Origin of the sequence: Spirosoma profusum, from assembly GCF_014699005.1 — a bacterium.
Classification (GTDB): domain Bacteria; phylum Bacteroidota; class Bacteroidia; order Cytophagales; family Spirosomataceae; genus Spirosoma; species Spirosoma profusum.
The window spans coordinates 1-22,227 of sequence record NZ_JACWZY010000068.1 but is presented as its reverse complement, the minus strand read 5'-3'; the positions used below and the strand labels follow the sequence as shown (position 1 = coordinate 22,227).

The 22,227-nt window shown below is 46.5% G+C and carries 16 protein-coding genes; 4 read left to right on the top strand and 12 right to left on the bottom strand.

Annotation, left to right across the window (positions count from 1 at the left end):
* The first annotated feature begins 119 nt into the window (after positions 1-119).
* The gene (locus tag IC229_RS34355) at positions 120-416 is read left to right on the top strand and encodes a hypothetical protein (RefSeq protein ID WP_190893455.1); all 297 of its coding nucleotides are present in this window, start codon (positions 120-122) and stop codon (positions 414-416) included.
* 226 nt (positions 417-642) lie between these two features.
* On the opposite strand, the gene IC229_RS34350 is transcribed toward IC229_RS34355, so the two are convergent.
* The 7 genes from IC229_RS34350 to IC229_RS34320 form a co-directional block, all read right to left on the bottom strand.
* On the bottom strand, positions 643-2,637 hold the full coding sequence (locus IC229_RS34350; RefSeq protein WP_190893454.1) for an FAD-dependent oxidoreductase: 1,995 nt from the start codon (positions 2,635-2,637) through the stop codon (positions 643-645).
* Positions 2,638-2,662: 25 nt separating this feature from the next.
* Positions 2,663-4,423, bottom strand: coding sequence for an FAD-dependent oxidoreductase (locus IC229_RS34345; protein ID WP_190893452.1), 1,761 nt, complete (start codon positions 4,421-4,423; stop codon positions 2,663-2,665).
* A gap of 249 nt (positions 4,424-4,672) precedes the next feature.
* Positions 4,673-6,340 (bottom strand): RagB/SusD family nutrient uptake outer membrane protein, encoded by a 1,668-nt coding sequence (locus IC229_RS34340; protein WP_190893450.1) that lies wholly within the window; start codon positions 6,338-6,340, stop codon positions 4,673-4,675.
* A 40-nt stretch (positions 6,341-6,380) separates the two neighbouring features.
* A complete protein-coding gene (locus tag IC229_RS34335; RefSeq protein WP_190893448.1) occupies positions 6,381-9,788 on the bottom strand; it encodes a SusC/RagA family TonB-linked outer membrane protein in 3,408 nt (1,135 codons plus the stop codon).
* 28 nt (positions 9,789-9,816) lie between these two features.
* The gene (locus IC229_RS34330) at positions 9,817-10,812 is read right to left on the bottom strand and encodes a FecR family protein (RefSeq protein WP_190893446.1); all 996 of its coding nucleotides are present in this window, start codon (positions 10,810-10,812) and stop codon (positions 9,817-9,819) included.
* 52 nt (positions 10,813-10,864) lie between these two features.
* Positions 10,865-11,530, bottom strand: a complete 666-nt coding sequence (locus IC229_RS34325; protein WP_190893444.1) for an RNA polymerase sigma-70 factor — start codon at positions 11,528-11,530, stop codon at positions 10,865-10,867.
* 377 nt (positions 11,531-11,907) lie between these two features.
* Complete coding sequence (locus tag IC229_RS34320) at positions 11,908-12,048, bottom strand: hypothetical protein (protein ID WP_190893443.1); 141 nt, start codon at positions 12,046-12,048, stop codon at positions 11,908-11,910.
* A gap of 420 nt (positions 12,049-12,468) precedes the next feature.
* Here IC229_RS34320 and IC229_RS34315 point away from each other — a divergent pair, with 420 nt between their 5' ends.
* From IC229_RS34315 to IC229_RS34305, 3 genes are all read left to right on the top strand, one after another.
* Positions 12,469-13,452, top strand: a complete 984-nt coding sequence (locus tag IC229_RS34315) for a ThuA domain-containing protein (RefSeq protein WP_190893441.1) — start codon at positions 12,469-12,471, stop codon at positions 13,450-13,452.
* A gap of 616 nt (positions 13,453-14,068) precedes the next feature.
* The gene (locus tag IC229_RS34310; RefSeq protein WP_190893440.1) at positions 14,069-14,704 is read left to right on the top strand and encodes a YciE/YciF ferroxidase family protein; all 636 of its coding nucleotides are present in this window, start codon (positions 14,069-14,071) and stop codon (positions 14,702-14,704) included.
* A 165-nt stretch (positions 14,705-14,869) separates the two neighbouring features.
* Positions 14,870-15,043 carry an alpha-amylase family glycosyl hydrolase gene (locus IC229_RS34305; protein ID WP_223834378.1) on the top strand — a complete coding sequence of 58 codons (174 nt, stop codon included), beginning with the start codon at positions 14,870-14,872 and terminating at the stop codon, positions 15,041-15,043.
* Between the two features lie 76 nt (positions 15,044-15,119).
* Here the strand turns inward: IC229_RS34305 and IC229_RS34300 are convergent, their stop codons facing one another.
* The 5 genes from IC229_RS34300 to IC229_RS34280 all read right to left on the bottom strand — a co-directional run bounded on the left by IC229_RS34300 (position 15,120) and on the right by IC229_RS34280 (position 22,079).
* On the bottom strand, positions 15,120-16,505 hold the full coding sequence (locus tag IC229_RS34300) for a GH39 family glycosyl hydrolase (RefSeq protein ID WP_223834377.1): 1,386 nt from the start codon (positions 16,503-16,505) through the stop codon (positions 15,120-15,122).
* A gap of 209 nt (positions 16,506-16,714) precedes the next feature.
* On the bottom strand, positions 16,715-17,281 hold the full coding sequence (locus IC229_RS34295) for a DUF1269 domain-containing protein (protein WP_223834376.1): 567 nt from the start codon (positions 17,279-17,281) through the stop codon (positions 16,715-16,717).
* Positions 17,282-17,457: 176 nt separating this feature from the next.
* Positions 17,458-18,504 (bottom strand): response regulator, encoded by a 1,047-nt coding sequence (locus IC229_RS34290; protein WP_190893438.1) that lies wholly within the window; start codon positions 18,502-18,504, stop codon positions 17,458-17,460.
* Entirely contained in the window at positions 18,482-20,086 is a 1,605-nt protein-coding gene (locus IC229_RS34285) for a sensor histidine kinase (RefSeq protein ID WP_190893436.1), read from the bottom strand. The genes IC229_RS34290 and IC229_RS34285 overlap by 23 nt, the downstream gene beginning before the upstream one ends.
* Positions 20,087-20,582: 496 nt before the next feature.
* Complete coding sequence (locus IC229_RS34280; RefSeq protein WP_190893434.1) at positions 20,583-22,079, bottom strand: hypothetical protein; 1,497 nt, start codon at positions 22,077-22,079, stop codon at positions 20,583-20,585.
* Between the last annotated feature and the right edge of the window lie 148 nt (positions 22,080-22,227).

Below are 22,227 nucleotides of genomic sequence, written 5' to 3'. Positions count from 1 at the left end.
GCCTGCGCAAAGCGGTCGAGCGCATTCTAAGTCAGGTCGGTCAAGAATACACCATTACTTTTGCTTAACCCCTTAAGGATCACCAAAGCACTTACAAGTATCTCTTCTCCTTTTCCACAATGGTCCACTTTCGGCTGACAATATATAGTCAAATTTGTGACAGAGGGTGTCGCCAGTGCCTAGGCCAAACTGGCCGCTGGGGATCGTGCCGTAGGGGTATAGGCGGAGCCGGCATTGCTGAGCAATGCAAAGAACTAGGACTGCTGGACGAAATTCAGATTCATTTGTTGCCCGTCTTGTTGGCAACCAATTTTGATCTGTTTGAGCATCTGGGTTCGGAGCCGATGTCCTTAAAGCAACTACGTGTTGTTGAAACAGTTGGTGTAACACACCTGTGGTATCAGATTATCAACTAAATAGACGCACATTGTCTGATCAGCCTGACAAGTAAGCATGAGTTAACCAATTTAAATGGACTGTCAGGCTGAGCCTGCCGAAGCCCATATCGTCAGCAATATTCTGTAAATGAATTAGTTATTTTGCCTATTAATCCATTATTCACATTAATGTATGTCCTGAAATTGAATGCTTGTGCGGGCACTCAATACTATCGCACAAGCATTCAATTTCCGTATAAGACACTTAGTAAGCCGGTACGAATAAAACGGCATCGGCTACGACGGGACCATCGGGTTGTTTGGCTACGATTTCAACCGATGAAGTTTTTCCTTTGGGTAAGTCGTACTCGCCCAGTGAAACCCATTCACCGGTGGTTTGGCCTACGACTACGATATCAGCCGGTTTAATAGGGATGATTTTGTTCGTCTTGCCATTCGAAACGGTAATGCCTAATTCGGTCGCACTTTTAGCCAGACGAGGAAAATAGGTGTAAATGTGGTATTTACCCGCTTTGGCAACGTCAGGCGTAAACTTCACCGAACCACCGGTCGATTCTTCATTGATCAGGTACGACGGGCCATAGCCACCTTTGAGTTTCGTTTCGAGCCGCCACGATCCTGTGGTTACTACGTTGGTTTTGTTATCATTATCGACCAGAATTTCGGGAGTGCTGCCATCGGCCAGTGGGTCAGATTTTAGTTTTTGCTGAAGTTTGGCAACGTCGATTTTCTGAACGCTGGTTTTGCCATCAATCGCCATCGCAGCCGCCAACGCCGTCGACTGACCCAGCACCATAAATACGGGTTCCATTCGAATCGAACCGTAAGCGATGTGCGATGCCGACAGACAAACCGGAACCAGCAAATTCTGGCATTCGCTCTCTTTCGGAGTCAGGGCGCGGTACGAAATCGGGTAAGGGCCAAACCCGCCAATCTCTACGTTGCCTTCGTTCTTGGCCATCTTTTTGCCATTTTTCTCAATGACAATACGCTGAATATTATGCGAATCCATCGTATAAGCAGCCATTCCAACGCCGTCCGTCACCACTTCTTTCGCCTGACAGTTTGCCTGAGTCATTACGTAGGCACCCACCATCCGGCGGGCTTCACGTACATAGAGTTGTGGTGACCAGTTGCCATTATCCTTGTATTCGTCTTTCGGATAACCCCACTTCAGCATCTCCTGCCGAAGCTCTTCCGGAACCCGTGAGTCGTGCCCAATAAAGTACAGCAGACTCTTGGTGTACAATTCGTGGTCGCGGATGATTTGCATCCGTTTCTCATAGCTGCCATCAGGATACTCGTAATTCATCCCGATCATGTCGGTTGAGAAACCATTCCGATTGTTGATGTCGGTTTTGTTATTGGGCATCCGACTCCAGATGAAATAATCGTTGAGGGTTTTCCGATTGGATTGGGCCGCAATAAGCCGGGCCAATAGGTCGAATCGCGTGGAGTCGTAACCGACCGGGCGCGTGATGGGCACCTGATTGGCCGGATCCGACGAGAGACAGATACGATAATTGTAAGCCTGTACTTTGTTATCGCCCGTACCATTGGGTTCGAGCTTGGCTGGACTAACGCCCCAAATGAGCCCTGATTCGGGTTGCCCCGGTGTTTTGTAGGGGTCAATACCATCGGGAAGCTGGTGGCCCGTCATGAGCTGAACTCCGCTGATGGTTTCGTTGTACTTCGAATTGTCTTCGCGCCCAACCGTATACGATACGCCCGCTTTCGCCATCAGATCGCCTTCATACGAGCAGTCGATAAACATCTTCGCCCGAATGCTACGTTTCGCCGATGGATTGTCGGAGTTTTCTATAACGATTTCCTGAATTTGGCCACCGTTTTTCTTTACACTCGCCAACCGGTGCGAATACACTACGTTCACCTGACCACGTTTTACGTATTCGTTGAATAAATCCTCTGCTACGTGTGGCTCGAAGATCCATTGCTCAAACTTGCCGTAGTGCTTGCCGATACGTCGGTAATAATCGCGAGAGATACCGGTAATGGCGTATTTGTTGCCAATATCGGTCAGGCCAAGTCCGCCGGAGGTCATGCCGCCCAGGTGTTTACCCGGTTCGATCAGCAGAACGGTTTTCCCAGCTTTTCGGGCGGTGTAGGCGGCTATGACGCCACCGGACGTACCACCGTAAACACAGATATCGACCTGTTGCTGAGCAGTGGCCGAAAACGTCAGAAGAAAAGAAAGACAGAATAGTGTTACGTATCGCATAATGTAAACTGAGATAATGATCACCTTATTTCGCTTGTAAAGCGGCTAACTGATTCGCTTCAAAATTGGCGTCGGCGGTGTTGATGCCTTTGCTATAAATCAGAATTGCTTTTTGCAGAAGCAATGATTTCTGCAAGTCAGCAATCGATAAATCATGCACCGACTGGCTTTTCTGAACGCATAAGGCGGCAGCCGTTCCGGCAGCTTGGCCGAGAGCCATCCAGCAGGGTTCCATACGTAGTGTTGAGAAACCGATGTGCGTGGCCGATGCCGGAACGGGTGCCAGCAGATTCTCAAGCGGTGAATCGGGAACAATAACCCGAAACGGTACGGTGTAAACGGCCGATGGGTAGCTGATAAAGCCATCTAAATGAATACGTCCCGGTTCCCGTTTCCGAACAGCGTGGGAATCAAGCGCGTAGTGACTGGCCGTGATGCTATCGGCGTGCAGGGGCGGACGTTCGCCGGGTTTTACGGGCTGCGCGTCCTGCGCTTTGAAAATGTATTTTCCCTTCATCCGACGACCTTCTCGAACGTAGAGCTGCCGGGGAAAATGGCCGTTGTCGGTGTATTCGTCTTTAGCCCAGCCCCATTCCAAACACTCTTTGCGAAACCACTCAGGTAATTCGGAGTCATTTTGAGCGAAGTAAAAGAGCCCTTCGGTGTATTCCCGTAATCGTTGAGCAAAGCGGTCGCGCCATTCCCAGCCTGACGTTGGATAGGGCCAGTTTTCTTCCGGTAAATCGGTCGAGATGAACGCGTGATGCTGGTTGTTGCCATCGTTTTTACCGTTGGGCAGCTTCACCATGTTCGTTAACCACGCAATACCTTTTGGCATGCCGGGCACGTTAGGACGTACACCCGCTTTGGCGTTACGTTCATTCTCAGCCTTCTGCGCGTCCGTGAGTTTCGACATCGCTACGCCCGTGTAATGGCCGGTTTTGACGTCGTTAATCAACGATACGTATTCTTGCCGATTGTAATTGGCGGGCTTCTGAATTTTAACCCGAATTTTCGGATCATTGGTCACGCAAAGACGATAGTTGTACGATTGCACGGCATTGTCGCCTGCGAACGTAGAACCTGGCCCTTCTGACCCTGCCCAATATTTGTAAACCCGACCTGCACCCACTTCGCCATATTCAGATTTACCTTCGCGACCCAGAAAAAACGGTACGCCCGCAGCCGCTATCAGGTCGCCTTCATACGTAGCATCAAGGAAAAAACGCCCCTGATACGTTTCTGGCTTCTTTGTCGTTCGGTTCAGCACACGAATCCCCTGAATCCGATTGTTCTGAATGGTCAGATTTTCGGCCTCAAAATCGAATTGCCGCATGGTCATTACGGTCACATTGGGGCTTTCTTTCAGGAAATCATTGAAGATTTTGGCTGCTGCCGATGGCTCAAAATGATAGCCGTCCGCACAGTCTTTCGCCTGTTGCGAATCAGCACCGTATTTTGCTACGTAGTGCGCTTTGATTCGATTCACAAATTCGAGAAACAGACCACCTGTTGCGCCCCGCGTAGCAATGTCGGTAGCACCAAGGCCATTGGCGGGTAAGCCGCCGATATGGGCAGTACGTTCCAGAAGCAGCGATTTTTTTTCCATTCGGGAGGCCGCTACAGCCGCCATGATGCCGCCGGGCGTTCCTCCAACAATTATTAAATCATATTCATTGTCGGCCAGCAGCGTCGATGAGCCAGCGTGCAATTCGGAAAGGCCGGCTGTTAGGGCAAGACTGCTCAGGCCAGAAACTTTTAAAAAATGACGTCGGGTTGTGGGCATAAGGAATAATGAGGAAAATAAACAATGGCTAATGAATCTGTTTGAACTTTCGAGAAACGCCGTAAATGAGTGTTTTGTCATGCTGAGGAACGAAGCATCTCAACGTATCCAAACCAACTTGCCAGGATACGTTGAGATGCTTCGTTCCTCAGCATGACAAAAATCGCTACATCTTATAAGTTTAAACAGGTTCAGTATGATGACGACTTCTCATTCTACATTTTTCCATTGTCTATTGTATTCATCGAATCAATAGCCAGGATTTTGGGTAAGTGCCTTATTTGTTACGGTTTCAATGTAAGGAATTGGCCACAGATAATCCCGGTCGGCTTTGAAAATCCGAACTTCGACTACGCGCATGTCGGCTCTGTTGGGTACCGCACTATAATCGGGCGTACCGTTGGCGTCGATGATGGGAGCCGTGGTCAGCAAACCTTTCGGAATACGGCCCAGGAAGTTGCCTGCCAGCAGTTTATCGGCAAGTTTCCACCGACGAATATCCATCAATCGAAAGCCTTCGTTCGTTAATTCATATTTGCGCTCCTTCCGAATAATCGAGCGAAGTTCAGCCTGCGTTTTCCCGGTTTTAATAGCAGGCATATTTACCGAAGGCCGCTGACGTACCAGGTTGATAGCATCGTATACCGACTGGTCGATCTGATTCGCTTCAATTTTTGCTTCGGCGTACGTGAGCAAAACTTCAGCGTATCGAATCAGGCTAATGTTCAGTTCCGAATTGCTACGGTCGTCCTTGTCGGTCATGTCGGTGTATTTCCGCCAGCAATAGCCGGTATACGTAGCAAATGCGTGAATAGCATCCTGATTATCAACGCGGGTATTGGTGGTGTAGTTGATTGTTTTTACGCTGTCTTTGTGCGTTTCAAACTTGAAATTGAAGTAGTTAGAGCCTGGAACGGCCACCGTAAAATCGAGCCGGGGATCGCGGTTTTTGAACGGATCTTTCGGATTGTAGAGCGGAGATTTATCAATCGTTAAACCATCTGTACACTCGTAGGCATCCACTAGCACCTGGCCGGGGACTTTGTTCGACGCTCCCTGCGCATTCCGCGATAGAAAGTTCTGTGGCGTTGCGTGAATTACTGTACTGGTTTTCAGATACTGTAAGGCGAAAATAATCTCGTTCGAAGTCTGGCCCGCATACGAGAAGAGTTGACCGTAATTTGTATGCAGTTTATGGTAATTCAGGTCCATCACCGCTTTCGCGGCTGTGGCTGCATCGGCCCATTTTTCATTGTAGAGTGCAGTACGGGCTTTTGTTGCCAAAGCAGCTCCTTTCGTAGCCCGACCTACGTTTATGCCAGAATAGCTAACGGGTAAATCTTTGGCGGCAGCGTCCAACTCGCTCATAATGAACGTAACACATTCTTCTTTTGTACTTTTTGGTACCTGCGATTCTGAAAGACCTATCGTTTTGGTAACCAGCGGAACACCGCCAAACAGTTCGATCATGTAGTGGTACATATAAGCACGCACAAAACGGGTTTCGGCCCGGTAGCGAGCCTGCAACATAGCATCCATCTTGCCGTCGAGCTTGCCCATGTTGTCGAGAATGAAGTTGCAGCGGCCGATGATTTTGTAGGAGTTGTCCCACACTGATTTCGAAAAACCATTGTTGCTGTCGTGGCTGCCTTTCCCGATTTGCTGCAACGTACTGTTGTTACGGTCCCAACCCAGATCCGTGCAATCGTCGAGCAATAGCTGCGTCGGCATGTTGTCGGTTGGGTGGAAATTCATGCCTTTGTAACAGCCATTTACGGCCAGTTCCAGTTCGCTGGCATTAGCAAAATACGACTGGTCGGCGGGACCTTCCAGCGGGTAACGTTCGAGGTAATCTTCGCAGGACGTAGTGCTCAGTGTCAACGCGACTGCCAGAAACCAGTAGTGTATTTTTTTCATTTGTAAAGTCTTTTGAGAGGATATAACTGCCCGCTTGTGCTTAGAAATTGACGTCGATACCGAAGCTGTACATTTTAACCTGCGGATAACTACGTCCCGTACCAACCGGCGATTCTACGTCGTAACCATCCCAGAATTTATCGAAGGTGAGTATGTTCTGACCATTCGCAAACACACGGATGTTGTTGATACCGATACGTTGCGTCAACGTAGTAGGAATCGTGTAGCCGAGCTGAATATTTTTCAGGCGCAGATAGGCCGCGTTACGTAGCCAGAAGCTCGAGTTCTTTTCGTTGTTCGCTTCGCTGAACGCCAGTCGGGGGAACGTAGCGTTCGGGTTTTCGGGTGTCCAGTGATCTTTATGTTGTTCCTGCACGGTGCCGCCCAGAAAGAACGGCATAATGCCCTGCTCATTCAATAAACCGTCGGCTTTGCCAACGCCCTGAAGCACTACGTTCAAACTAAAACCTTTATAGTAAGCATTTAACGTAGTGCCGTAGGTAAAGCGGGGAATGGTGCTGCCCAGTACTACGTTATCATCCCCATTGATGATGCCATCGCCGTTTTGGTCCTTGTATTTAATGTCGCCGGGTTTGATGACGCCAAACTGCTGCGCGTGAGAGGCCACCTCGTCAACTGTCTGAAAAAGCCCTTCAGCCTGTAAGCCGTAAAGTGACTGGATCGGATAGCCTTCGCGGTTGGCCTGTAAGCTTATCGTATTTACACCCCGTAAATCGACTATTTTGTTTTTAACATCCGAAATATTGAAACCTATATCGTATCGAAAATCACGAATGGCGCCTTTGTAATTAAGACCCAGTTCCCAGCCTTTGTTTTCAACGACACCTGCATTCTGATACGGCTTTCCTAGTCCGATAATGGCTGGAATGTCCAGATCAAGCAAAATGTCCCGCGTTTGTTTGTAGTAATAATCGGCGGTGATCGACAGGTTCGAAAATAACGTAGCGTCTATACCGAAATCAGTCATTTCGGTTGTTTCCCAGGAGATTTCGGAGTTTGCCAACGTATTGAGAGCCACTACGTTAACAATCTGTTTTCCAAGCGTATAAGGACCAAATTGCAGCGACGACATGAATGGGTAATTACCACCCTGAATGTTCTGATTACCCAATTGCCCCCAGGAAGCTCTGAACTTTAACTCGTTGAGCGTACCCAAAAGCGGCTGCATAAACGCTTCCTGCGAGATACGCCAACCGGCCGACACCGATGGGAAAAAGCCATACTTACGTCCTTTTGCAAATCGTGACGAACCATCGTAACGGGCGTTGGCTTCGAAGAGGTATTTCTGTTTGTAGTCGTAGTTGATACGTCCGAATGCCGACTGTAATGCCCATTCAGATGCGCCACCCGACGCCCGCTGGATATCCGACGCACCCGCGTTTAACACCTGATAGTCAGGCAGTAGAAACCCTTCGCGATAGCCTGTTACGTTATCGTTTCTAAAATCCTCGCGTGAGAAACCACCCAATATTTTTAGCCCGTGTTCGCCGAAAACTTTTTCGTAGGTAAGGGTTCCGCGCAACGTAGTGTACAACGAACGATTACTAACTTCAGTCAGGCTGCTTTTGGCGGGCGACAGAAAGCTGGGGGTTCCATCCGGCTTGAACGTCTGCACCATCTTGGCAAAGGTCTTATCGATAGAGAGCGCATATTTTGGCGAGTAAGCGATTTCGGCGGTCAATCCCTCAATCGGTTTATAGACTAAAGCCGCGTTGAGCATGGCATACGGACTGTTATTTTTTCGGGTGCCGCCGTCCCGCGCCACGGCAATCGGATTATCACCATTCCATCCCTCGCCCCAGCTGCCATTAGAGTTGATACCCAGCTGATTAGCAGGAATCCGGTTCATCCAGTGAAAAACGTACTCCGAGCCTTCGCCTAATTGGCCGCCACGCCCTGGTTCAGTGGTTGTAGCGGCTACGATTTGTAAGTCGGCGCGGGCGCTGAACTTTTTGGAAATCTGGATGTCGGTATTGTTCCGAAGTGTATACCGCCGAAAACCGGAGTTTTCAATCACGCCTTTCTGATCCAGATAACCCACCGACGTGAGAAAGCGAATTTTCTCGCTGCCGCCATTAATGCTGAAAAAGTGGCTTTGCTGCAAACCTGAACCGGTCAGTACTTCGCGCTGCCAGTCAGTATCGGGGTATAAATCGCGGTTGGTAGCGCCCAGCGTACGGTATTTCTGAATCAGATCGTCGGAATACAACGGCGAACGGCCCACGTTGACATAGGCTTCATTGGTCAGCAGCATATGGTCGATGGCGTTGGCCATTTTAGGCAAATTGGTAGGTGTTTGCCAGCCGATGTAGTTGTTGTAATTCATCGAAATCCGGTTCGCTTTCGCGCGTTTGGTCGTCACCAGAATAACGCCATTGGCCGCCCGCGAACCATAAATCGACGCCGAAGCGGCATCTTTCAGCACCGTAATCGACTCAATCAGATTCGGATCGATACTGTTCATAGAGCCTTCGATATTATCGATAAGTACCAGTGGATCAGGGTTGCCTATTGTTCCGACGCCCCGAATCCGGATGCTTCCTGCGTCGCCACCGGGCCGGCCCGAACGTTGTGTTACGGTAACACCGGGCATCATACCCTGTAAGGCCGACGATGTTTGACCAACAGGCCGACGAACAATGTCTTCGCTGGAAATGGTTGATACAGCGCCCGTTACGTTCACTTTCTTTTGTGTGCCGTATCCTACAACCACAACCTCCGACAGGGATTTCGTATCGTTTTCGAGCTTGATACCGATCATAGTGCGGTTGCCGACGGTCGTTTCCTGTGGTAGGTAACCCACAAAACTGAACACCAGCACAGCCTGTTCATTTGGTACGTTCAACTGGTAAAAACCTTTACTGTCGGTAGTCGTGCCGCGCGTTGTGCCTTTAACCACTACGCTCACCCCCGGCAAACCCGCTCCCGCTTCATCGATGACCGTACCACTGATACCGATATCTGCTACGTCGGGTTGGCGGGTGACAGGTGGCTCCGGTACGTTCAAAACCGTTTGTCCGTCGGACGTAACGGGCGCAGACGATGACTCGACGGGGTCTTCTTTTCGGACTGATACGTCTGCTTTCTCGCGGGGCGCTTCGATGATGACGTAGGTGTCTTTCCGGATTTTTCGAGCCCGTAAACCCGTGTTTTTCAGGAGATGATTCAAGTTTTTCTCCAGCGATACGTTCAGGTTCATTACGTCGGAGGAGACGTTTTTACCGACCATAATCCGGTCTTCAAATACAATTTCGACCCGATAATGACGCTGTAAATCAAGCAGTACGTTTTTGAGCTGGGTCTGCACGTTTCGATTGGCCTGACGCTGCACAACCTGAGCCGAAGCAAATGTCTGGCTAAAGCTGCTCAGCGGGAGGCCTGTACACGAAATCGTCAGCAGACTTAATTGGAGTAGGGTTTTCTTCATTGTTAGCCGTAAGAAAGAGGGCGGAAAATCAATTATCTTTTAAAATGGGAGTTGTTCCAGTGGAGTCGACCCGAAGTGTGAACGTAGCAGTCAGTAAATCAAGGAGTTCGTTGGCTGTTCGGGCGTGGAAATTACCAGAGATGCTACGTTGCGCGAGCGAATCATCGGCTACTTCCACTTTCAGGCCAAAATGCTCTTGAATCAGGTAGCAGGCTTCCCACAAAGACGTATTGCGAAACTGAAAAAGATGGCCTTTTTCGGAGTCGATGGCTTTTACTGGAGCCAACGGGCGTAGATGAATATTGCCTTGTTTGGTCAGCATGACCATTTCGCCGGGTTTCATGACCAGTTGCTGTTTCTTCGTATCGGTTTTGTAATCAACACGAATTTTTCCACGGTCCAGAACTACGTTGGTGCCTTGTTTACGCGCATAAACCGTAAACTCAGTGCCGAGCACCTCAACCTGAAACTGGTCGGACGTTTTGACAACAAACCGCTGATTATCCTGCTTGTGCGTTACGGAGAAACGAGCCTCGCCGATGAGAGAAACCTCTCGAACACGCTGCCGAAAACCGAAGCGCGGTACCTGAAGCAATGAGTTCGGTTTCAGGTTAACATGGGTTCCGTCTTCGAGCTGGATACTTTGTGTCTGGCCAGCCACTGTCTGATACGTTTGATACAGAATTTTACTACGTAGCGGGCTAATAGCCAGGAAGGCAATCAAAACCGTTGCAGCCACCAGATATGGACGCCAGCCGCCAGGAAAGAAAGGTGATGCAGTCGATACGTTGTCTGTAGCCACCGGTGCTTCGGTCTGGTCGAGCCGTTGCGAGAGTTTTGCGAAGGCTGCTTCCTGATCGGGTTGAAACTGGAGCGAACGCGTTTCCCACTCGAGCAGCCAGGCGTGGAAGGTTTCGGTATTGGCCGGATTTTTTAGCCATTCTTCCACCATTTGCCGTTCGAGCGGGTTTGCCTGCCCAGCCAGATAGGCAAATAAGTTCTGTTTCGATAACGAATGAGTCATATTCGTATAATTTGAATGAGAGACTTCAAAAGCCGTTTTTCCCCTTACTGAACTAAGAAAAAAGATTGAAAAGAAGTAGAAGTAGCGCCCATTCCTCACGTAGTGTCTGGCGCAGATGTTTCAGCGCTCGGGAGATGTGTACTTCCACCGTTCGGGGCGAAATCTGCAATTCGGCGGCTATCTCGTCGTATTTTTTATTCTCGAACCGGCTTAGCAGAAACACCCGGCGACATTGGGCCGGCAACTGACCAATGGCCTCATTGACAGCCAGAAAGAGGTTATTGAAATGTACTTCTGCGTCGGGTTGGGGGTGGTTGCCTGCCAGATGGTTTTCGGTGGTCGATTCAATGGAATCCGTTTTGCCGAACTCTTTGCGCAAATGCGTATATGCTTCGTTTCGAACCGCCGTGAACAGATAACTGATGTACGACGAATGGATTTTCCGGTATGCTTCTGAACGATAAAACTGGTAAAGAACTTCGCTCACCAGATCTTCGGCGAGTTGCCGGGAGTAGACAAACCGCACGGCATGACTGCACAAGGGCGTGTAATACTGTCGGAACAGTAACTCGAACCCTTTGCGAGAATCTTGCTCGAAGGTTTTTCGTAGAAAAAGTTCTGAATCGTATACCGTCGACATTGGCTTTTGCTCGTTTACGGATGGCGAGGGCCAGGGGTCGGGGGTGGCGCTAGGGGACAAAACTGTAAAGGTAGCCATTGACTCGAAATTGCTTTAACGAATCGAAGACTTAATTGCACAATTTTACCCTTACTGTTCTATAAAATAAATTTTACAACCCCCATTATTAGTTCGTTTAGGGGTATTTTACAACCACAATCGTTTATTATTAAATCGTTGTGGTAGGTATTCTTAGTTAATTGCAGGTAATGATTTTAAGGAGAGTTTATAAAAAAACGTAGCTGATATTGGTCAACATCTGATTTAACTATTGACCATGCCTGATTTTTAATACCTGTCTAATTCAATCATTAGTAGACGTTGTCTCCAAAAAAAAGTAGCATAGCCTCTTTACCGGCGAAAAAGGTGATTTCTACTTTATCGCCTGTCCGGGCATTGCACTGGGCGATAATCCCTCAAAACCGACCGGTATTTTCCGCATCAACAAAGCTGATGGTAAGCTCAATGCTACGTATTTTTTCAACCTGTCGGCTTCGCCCAGTCATAATCATGGCTATGGCTTCTGGTACGTCGGTAACGGCAAAGCGATTGTCCACACCGAACGTAAAGGGCTTTATAGCGGCATGAAGGATTATTATCGGGTTCCACATTTCGATTTTTACGTAGTGGATTTGGCCAAACAAACGACGCTACGTCTCGATCTACCCGCCGATAAAGGAAACGCCCGCAACTGCGTGTGATCGAAAATGGGTTGGTTTACATTCCGGTGAAACCAATACAGGGGGCAACTACGTCTGGATTTACGACCCCAGAACAGGCTCACTACGTAAAGGACTCTACTTCGACGATCAGGTTGATTACCTCCTGCGGCTGGAACGGTTGAATCCGTAAATGGTCTGAATATCAATCTATCGCGACATCAGCTTATAAATCATCGCCAACGATGAATAGTTCTGTGCCTTCCGGAGCTTTGGTTATCATGTAGCACAACAATCGGTTAACTTGAAAGCATACTCATGAAGAACCTAATGTACCTGTTTCTGGCTTTGCTTTTGGGATTTGGAAATGCCCAACAGTCATTTTCTCAGGCCAAAAAGTCCCCAATAAAGGTGTTGATTGTGGATGGGCAAAACAACCACGAACAATGGCCCAAAATCACCTACATGATGAAACGCTACCTCGAAGAAACGGGGAAGTTTACAGTCGATGTACAGCGTTCTTATTACACCTGGAATGGCGGTGATTTAGTTGAAAAATACAAAATAAAGGGCGTACCTGCGACTCAGTCCTTACCGAAGCCCAAAGCGGACTCGGCCTTTCATCCCGATTTTTCAAAGTATGACGTAGTGATCAATAATTTCGGTTGGAATGCCGCCCCCTGGTCCGATGCTACGCAGGCTGATTTTGAAAAATTCATCAAAAATGGTGGGGGCCTGGTCGTTATTCATGCTGCGGATAATTCATTCCAGCAATGGCCTGCCTATAATCGAATGATTGGTTTGGGCGGCTGGGGCGACCGTACCGAAAAAGACGGGCCCTATGTGTATTATGATGAGAGCGGGAAACTGGTGAGAGACAACAGTGTAGGAAAAGCAGGCTCTCATGGCGCACAAAAGGAGTTTTTGATAACCGTTCGCGATGCCAAGCACCCGATCACCAAAGGAATGCCTTTAACTTGGATGCACGCCAAAGACGAAATGTATGACCGTTTGCGTGGTCCCGCCGAAGAAATGGACGTATTGGCAACCGCTTTTTCATCACCAGATAATCGTGGTACGGGCCGCCATGAACCCATGCTCATGACCATAAAAATGGGTAAAGGGCGGATTTTTCATACACCACTCGGGCACGTCGATTATTCGGTTGAGTGCGTCGGTTTTATTACGTGTCTTCAACGGGGCACCCAATGGGCCGCTACAGGTAAGGTCGATATTCCTATTCCTGGCGACTTCCCTACGGAAAGTGCGGTAAGCCAACGAAAATTTGCGGATAACCCGTAGTAAGTAAATTTTAACCCAAAAACGGGGTGTTACGTCCTAAAAGCTATATTTAAGACGTAACACCCCGTTTTTCTTTCTAAACGAATAGAACAATAACGCTGTTTTGATCTTACGAAAATCATTTATTTTGTTTCCAGCCTGATTTGCGCCAGTTCGCCCATTACTGGCTTTTACATATGGTGGGGCCGCCGTGAAAAAATAAAAAGACCAGGCCCGCCCCACGCAACATGGCCATTCGTTATGAAATAAAGTTCTTTACTTTTTGCGCTTGTTTGCTTCTGCTTTATCAATGTAACACTTTCCATTGCCCAAAACACCTCGCCTTATCTGATTAAAGGGGTACTTATCGATTCAATAAGTAAGCAACCGATCGAATTTGCCACCATCGGCATCCTGAATGGTGAGAAAAAGGTGGTTGCCCTGACGTATTCAGATGAAAATGGCGCGTTCAAATCCGCCGATATCAGTAAAGAAAGAATACGGCGTCTAGCTGATTAATGAATCGGCTTGTTGGCTAACTATGACCCATTTCCTAACTAAAAAGAGAGCTATTGAACGCCCAAAAACTAATCCGGAAGTGAACGGTTACTAAGCTTAGTAACTCAACCCAGTAAATATGGCAACATTTGGAGAACGTATCGCCAACTTTTTCGGTGGCAACGATACACAAACACAGGAAGGACTAAAAAATCTGTTTATTACAGAACTTAAGGACATCTATTACGCAGAAAAGCAGGCCGTTGATGCGTTGGGCGAGCAGGCCGATGCGTCTACAACCAATGAAGTACGTAACGCATTCCTGCAACATCAGGAAGAAACAAGGAATCAGGTAGCACGCCTGGAACAAGTGTTCAGCAGCATCGGTGTCGACGTAGAGGAAGGAAGCTGTGACGCGATTGATGGTTTGATTGATGATGCACAACGTAGCGTTTCGAATACGGATTCTGGTTCGCTAACACGCGATGCAGGATTGATTATTGCCGGACAAAAGATCGAACATCACGAAATTGCCGCTTACGGCTCTGTTGCTACGTTGGCACGGGTGTTGGGTTATCAGCAGGCAGTTGGTTTGCTCGAACAAACACTTGCTGAGGAAAAAAATGCGGATAAAAAACTCACTACGTTAGCGGAGTCGTTTGTGAATAGTCGGGCGGCTGGTGAGTCTGATGATGATTCAAATCAGGACGCAGGAAGTATGGTGAATCCAGACGGCACTCGTTACGATCATCCTACAGGAAACGTAATTGGATAATAACGCGAAAGCTAATCCATAATTTGTAAGTTAAAGAGCCAGTCGATAATACGTATCGCTGGCTCTTTTTATTCGACCTGAAACACCCGTTTCCTTACTTTTATGCGCATGTTCAGAACGTAGTGGCCGGATGCGTTTTACGTTTAGCACCCATTTTTAATACTGTTGCCTGAAACCCATACAAACTACTTTTGGTGGCAGGAAGGAATCATTTATCAAATTTATCCACGGTCTTTTCAGTATAGCAACGACGGAATCGGCGATTTACAAGGCGTTATACTACGGCTAACCAATCTCGATGAGTTGAGCGTAACGGCAATCTGGCTTTCGCTCATTTAACCGTCGCCCATGGCCGATTCCGGCTACGATAGTTCAGAGTAAACGAGTATTCACCCTTTATTTGGTTCGTTAAATGTTATTCCAGCGACCAGTAATGAACTGCCCAAGGTTCAAGTTTCACCATCAGTTTTTGATTACCCTGTTTAAGTTGGCTGAATGGTTCCGGACGCAGGCGCTGATTTTCGTCGTTACCGGCTCCAGTAGCATCCAGAACGATATGCCTTGTTCGCATGGTCTTGGGCAGATTCTCCAAATTTATGTCGATATCCACAGGTTGATCCGAAAAATTCCAGAGCATCATATTGTGCATTTTCAACTGGTCATCCTGACTGGCAAAGCCGTGTACATTCGCGTTCGTTGAACTGACCCGTAGTCGTTGGCCAGCCAGCCTCGAAAGTAGTTTAAACGTAAAATAGGCCGGACGAATCTGGTTTTGGTAGTCGATCAATCCACTGAACTGCGCCTGCCGGTTCCACCAGCGGGTCATGAACGCCGTCCCGGCAGGTGAAAAGACTTTGGCAAACGTATCGTAGGAAACGTACCAGTCGCGAATGTGGTAATAACAGGACCAGTCCAGACCAACGTCTTTCATCTGCCAGATGGTTTCTGCAACGTAACAGGGCTGATATCGAGGGTCCAGGATCGGATTGAACAGATCGACATTCCATTCATCCATGATGGTTTCAGGCTTCAGATCCGGGTGTTTTTTTATCAGATTCTGTATATACTCAATCTGTTTTCGGATAACCAACGGACTGTTATTGTAGTGGTGCCAGGAGACAAAATGTAAGGGTATTTTTTGGGCGGAGCACGTATCAAGTAGAGCAGGTAAAATAGGCGAATTATAGGCTGCCAGAGCTGGTCCTCCCACCCGCGCGGTCGGATCGGCACGTAGCACTGCTGCCACAGTGTGCTTATAGTAACGGGCGTAGGCATCGGGCTTAAATCGGTACGGAGTTCCGCCATCTTCGCCGATATCGACCTCGTTGCCTACTTCCCAATAGCGAATGCCTGCTTTACGATCCCGGTAATGTTTTACAATGGTGTAAACGAGTTGTTCCCATTGCTTATAATCGGTTGGTTCGACAATATCCTGGTCAATTTTGGGAAAAAGCACCTTTGGCTTTACGCATAGGGCCATCAAGGGTTTGGCACCGGTTTGCAGAATGGACGATACCATGCTGTCCAGCGTTTTGAAATGATAGGTACCCGCCTTTGGAAACAGATCGTAATATTCGCTGACGAACAAGCGGATCATTCCGGGGTGCAAGGCGCGAATTTCGGTTACCCGGTTGGCCAGCATTGGCTCCTCAGACAGACCGCCCTGCCCTAATGCCATACGCTCCATATGCATTGGGCCCTGCCGCGCTGCAAAGTCGATCGTTACCTGCGCCGTTTGCGCCAGGATCGGAACTGAAAGGCTCATCCCTATACTAATCAGCACTGCTTTATATCCCATCATCACGTTATGTTTTTATACCATAAGCGATCAGGTTGGATAAACTAACCCAAGTTCTAGGTTGTGATGAATACTCGGTAAATAACGTATCGGCTGAGCCCACAGTTGGGGCTATAAGTTACGTTTCTGCAGTGGGATTAGATGAGTGGAAAGCTCGACTAAGTCATCTGAATGGTCGAACCTTGCTACTTCTATGCTTATCGGAAATGACTTCAGGCGGCAGCCGTTTCTATTGAAGATTTACGTAGTGGGGCATAACCAAATACCCAATTGGCTTTTTCCACCTCTCTCATCGTTCCGTGAGCGATTAAAAGATAATGGCCGGTTTTGACCTGATCTTCAACTATAAAGGCGAAGTTTTTCGGGATTCCTAAGCTAATTAAAGCGGCTTCAAAGGCGCTTGACCTGCTACGTGCAAGATCTCCTTCGAGGGAGGCTACTAAGGAATTTTGTAAGGAATTTAAGATAGGACCGGCAATGAAGAATGGGCCAAATCCAGGAATGCTGAAGAAAGCAGAATCAAGCGGAAGTTTTTTAATATTTTCCCATAAGGCACCGGCTGGATAATAGCCTACGGGATTTTTTTTTGTGACATTATCTTTCCCCACAACCGATAATTTACTCATGTTGTATCCTGCCCGCTGAAGTTTCTTTAACGTGTCTGTGACTGTTTGGTAGGTTTCAAAAACAGCTATAGTGGCATTTTGATTACTTATTTCAGCATCTTTCATGGCTAAAACTTCTTTTGGTGTGTGGTTTAATGACACGTAGTAGTTCATCGAATACAATCAGTTTGGATTCTGACTAGTCTACCGCTTGCCTTTTTGCAAACAGTGTCTGATAGTTTGCAATGATAATTACAACGAATTGTATTGAATATGATGAATATCAACTGGCTATATGATATTCGTCATAATTGGACCATGAAACTAGTCAGAGCACTTGTAGAAACCCCTCACCATTTGCCCCGGCGGAGTTTCTCCGACTGAAGAATTCGGATACCCCCCGTTGAGGCTACCTCAATCAAGCCATCCTGCTTGAACTCACTAAGGGCGCGAATCAACGACTCAGTAGCCGTGCCAACCATAGCGGCCAGATCGTCGCGCGTGAGCTGAATTGTTACGTTGGGTTGCTGTTCATCTAAACGTAACAACGTATCGGCCACACGGCGTCGAAGCGAGTTGTAAGCCATACCCAGTAACTGGGTTTCGCGTTCGGCCACCCGGCCGGCCAATAGTTTAATGAATTGGGCACTTACTTCGGGATTACTCAGTAGTAACTGACGAAAATCTTCCTGCGGAATATAAACCAGTTCAGAATCTTCCAGGGTCACCGCCGAGTCTGAGTAGTCGCTGTTATCAAATAGGGCAAAGTACCCAAAGAAATCACCAGCATTGTAAAGGCCAGTAATAAACTCTTTTCCTTCAGTATTAGTCCGCACCGTTTTTACCTTACCCGATTGAAGAAAATAAAGCTTGGTAGGTTCGTCGCCTTCTACGTATACGTAATGCTTTTTATGAACGATATGACTCTTACGATCTGCTGACAAACTTTCCAGGTTACCAACACGTTTGGCATCGCTAAGGAATTGATTCAATCCATCCTGCTGAAGGTCGTAGTCTGGTTTTAAGTGACTAAATCGGTTTAGTCGCCCTTCAATGGCACTTAGGAGTTCGCTTTCCTCGAAAGGTTTGGTTAAATAGTCATCCGCGCCCATTTCCATTCCTTTCCGGAAATCAGTACGTTCCGTCTTGGCCGTAAGAAAAATAAAAGGTACCCCGGAAAGTTGTGGGTTCTTGTTGAAAATATGTAAAACACCGTAGCCATCCAGCACGGGCATCATGATATCGCAGATGACCAGGTCTGGTTTATCGGCTAAGGCTTTTTCTACGCCAACTTTACCGTTTTCGGCAGTATGAACCGTATAACCAGTTAATTCTAGAATCTCGGCTGTCGTTTCGCGAATGGCATCGTTATCCTCAATTATGAGTATGGTTTTCATAGGGAATGCTAATCAGTATAGTGGTGCCTTCGTTCAAGACACTGGTTAAAGAGACTTGCCCGTTCATTAATTCGACGTAGCGGCCAACGATGTGCAGACCCAGGCCAGTTCCGGGTATATTGGATACCGATTTGGCTCTAAAAAATCGCTCGAACATGTGTTGTTGATCTTCGGGGGCAATGCCGATGCCCTGATCTGACACGGTTAGCGTCAATTGACCATCGAGGCAGGTACACGTCACCGTAACGATGGATTTATGACCTGAATATTTTACGGCGTTGGAGATTAAATTGACCAGAATCTTGCGAAACAGAGAAGGATCAAGCCAAACCGGGCCCTGGCAGGAAAGGTTCGTGTGAATGGATTGTCCCGAATGTAGCATGCTCTGCATTTCGGCTATTGTTTCGCCTATCAGCCGATCAATATAGACCTCCATTGGACGGGCTTCTATTTTCCCTTCCTCCAGCCTGCCCACCGACAAAAATTCTTCCAGGATGTCAGTGAGGTGTTTTATCGATGTACGGATGAGATGAAGGTGTTTCCGCCGTTTTTCCTGCTGATCATCACTGGAATATTTCTCAATCAGGGTTGCTGCGTTCAGTACCGTTGTCAAAGGAGTCCGAAACTCATGCGAGGCCATTGTTACAAATCGGGATTTTAATTCACCCAATTCCCGCTCGGCAGCGAGTGCTTTGGCCAGTTCGTCTTTCGACTGTTCCAACTGATCGAGCGTATTCATCAGCGCGTGCGTACGGTCGACCACTTTCTGCTCTAAATCGGCGTTAAGCCGTTCAATATGGTCGCGATGAGCCAAAAGTTGCTGCTCGGCCTGTTTCTTGAACGTAATGTCAATGATATAAGCCACTACGTATAATTCGTCTTCCAGCCGAAAATAACTCAGGCTAATCTCGACCGGAAACACCGAGCCGTCTTTTCGTTGGGCGTACAGATCGCGGTTGTGCCCCATAGCTCGTACCTGCGGATCAGTACTGAACGATTCCCGCAGTTTCTGGTGATACCGGCTTACACCTTTAGGTACTAACTGCTCAATGGTGAGCGTCGATAAATCATCCGCATCGTAACCTAATAACTGGTGGGCTAGTTGATTAGCCGACACAATTTTACCTTGTTGATCGCACACGATAATACCAATTGTAGCATTGGTGAAAATGGCTTCGTTACGTCGGTTACTATGTTCCAGTTCGCGTTCGGTTCGATGCAGCCGATCCAGGTTCGTAATACGTATCAGTGCGTATTTCCCCTGATCAAACGTAGTGACATTGATGCGCCCCCACAAGGTATCTCCAACGTAGCGAATTAATTCTATTTCAGCCTTGTAATGACCAGCCTGTACTAACGTAGCAATGGAATGACTATGGCTTTCGGAGTTGGGAGGTTGGTTAAAAAAGGAAGGATTCGGCAGGTCCAGTATCGTTTGCTCAGAAGGGTAGCCAAGCAACTGAACACCAGCCTGATTAACGCGTATATACCGATCCTTTTGAACATCATAAATGCCTAAGAAATCGCTTTCGTGCTCAAACAGCAAATTTGCTAAGGCGTTCGTCGACAGGATGGTAAGCATGTAAAAATGGGTTCTATACTATGAAACAAGACATTAATTCAATTGATAAGTTAGGAATATAATCACAGAGAGTTGTTGAGCGGACATTTGTCAAACCTATTCTTCATTAAGCAAACATAATATGTCGTTCGAAAACGACATGGCAACGTAGTGACTCGAGTGCGTCCGAGTGGCCAATATTGAGGAAATAACTTAAGAATTTTGCAGCTGGCTGGCTTGATTTTGACAATACGTCTTTACAGCTACGTCCTTTTTTACGTAACATTTGCAAGGCTTTCACTACGTATCTGGTACGGCAAAAAACACTGAAAGACTCTTTTTTCAAATGATTTTAGAGAATGGATTAATTAAAAAAAACGTTGGGAGTGAAGAAAATTCATTAATTACTTTTGCCATTCCATGAAAAAAGCACGCTTGAGGAGCAATATACAAAATTAGTAAACTAAAGTTTCGCCTGAAGGGAAGGGTTTTTTTTAGATTAATACGTTAAAAGTATTCAGACTTTGACCCAATCCTGATTGTGTTTTTGAACATAAAATAATTCCTCCTTAGTGTCATACTGGTCGGCACCACTCAGGCTGAATTCATACACGCCTAAGAAAGGCATTCCGTCTGTCTTCTCTGACAAGGATTGCCAATGTTTATATAAATAATCAGCAACACGTTCGGTGCCAAAATGATTAATGCCTCCGAGTATAAACAAGGTGACATTTTGTGAGTTGATTTCACATCTAAGTTTAGCAATAAGACCATAATCGCGCTGATTATCTTCGCGCCATATTTCGCCAAATTCGCGTCCTTTAACTCTTAATATATTACTATGGTTTTCATTTGAACGTACCATAGTAAATAAATTCGAAAAGTAGTTTTTAGTCATGTACTCATTTAAGGTGAGTTCATTAGGTGCATCACTAAAAAGGCCGACCCCAAAATAGGTGCCTGTTGTAAAGAAATTCTCTGAAAAAGGAGCAACAATTTCCCTGCCGTTACTACTAACTGAGTGATAGTTTAGTTCAGGTAAATAAACTTTTTCCTGCTCAAACAAATGCTGAAGTCGAGCTGCGGCCTGAAAATCTGAAAGTGATATAATATTTCTAAATTCCGGATGCTCTTCATTTATTGATTTAAATTTCAATACACATTGTAAAACTCGCTCTGAGCCCAGGTCAACAAGTGACTTGAATTTATCCCATGAAGAATTTTTATTACGTTTATCCTTCTGTAAATTTGCGTAAGTTCGATAAATATCAACTAAATTATCAACAACCCGCTGGTCACTACTTTGAAACGCGTATACGCCTGCATTTTCGCCAATTGCTTCTAAGTTGGAAAAGGTGATCAGGCAACTTTGATTTTTAAAGTCGCCAGCGACTTTTTTGCCTTTAGGTTTTGTTACAATAAATTGAAAAGGGATGCGATCCAATAATTGCGTATTTTGTGTATACTGTTTAAATCTTTTGTAATTATCAGAGTTTTGTTTAAATAACTCATTAATAAAAGACTGTTTAATACTGCTTTCGTCTTTAGATTCTTTCAATCTCTCCTGCGAAAAATCTATATAATGAACTTCTTTAAAATGTTTGACTTCATTAATTAATTTAAGTAAGGCATCTGTCGATCTTTCTTGCCTGGCAATAAGATCTTGAACACGACTCACTTGAGCGCTTTCAAACGCCCTTTTAAGATACCGTTCATATTGACTTTGGCGGTCTTTGGTGTCATCCTCGAAATCCAGGAATGATAAATGTATTTTATCATTCTTATTATTACATAAATCAAGCAGACTATTCATTATACTCCGCAAATTATTATCATACTTAAAATATTTTTCCCTTATTAATCCTATTAGCCGATCTGAATCTATATCTTTTAATTCTTTTATGTCAAAATCTTCCATAATAATTGATAGATTGTGGCTTCTTAATACACCAAAATCAGCTGAGTAATTCATCATGTAAAATTCATTATCAGGATTTGATTTTGTAATATCCATTATTCGTTTGAATTCTTCAAGACGCTCGTCAAATGTGTTATTGATGTGTGATTAGGTTTGTAAAGATTGATACTTTGCTAATCATGACAACTTACAAACCATCTGACTACGAGCTATTGCGTAGACGGTGCGCAGAACTAAAAGAGTC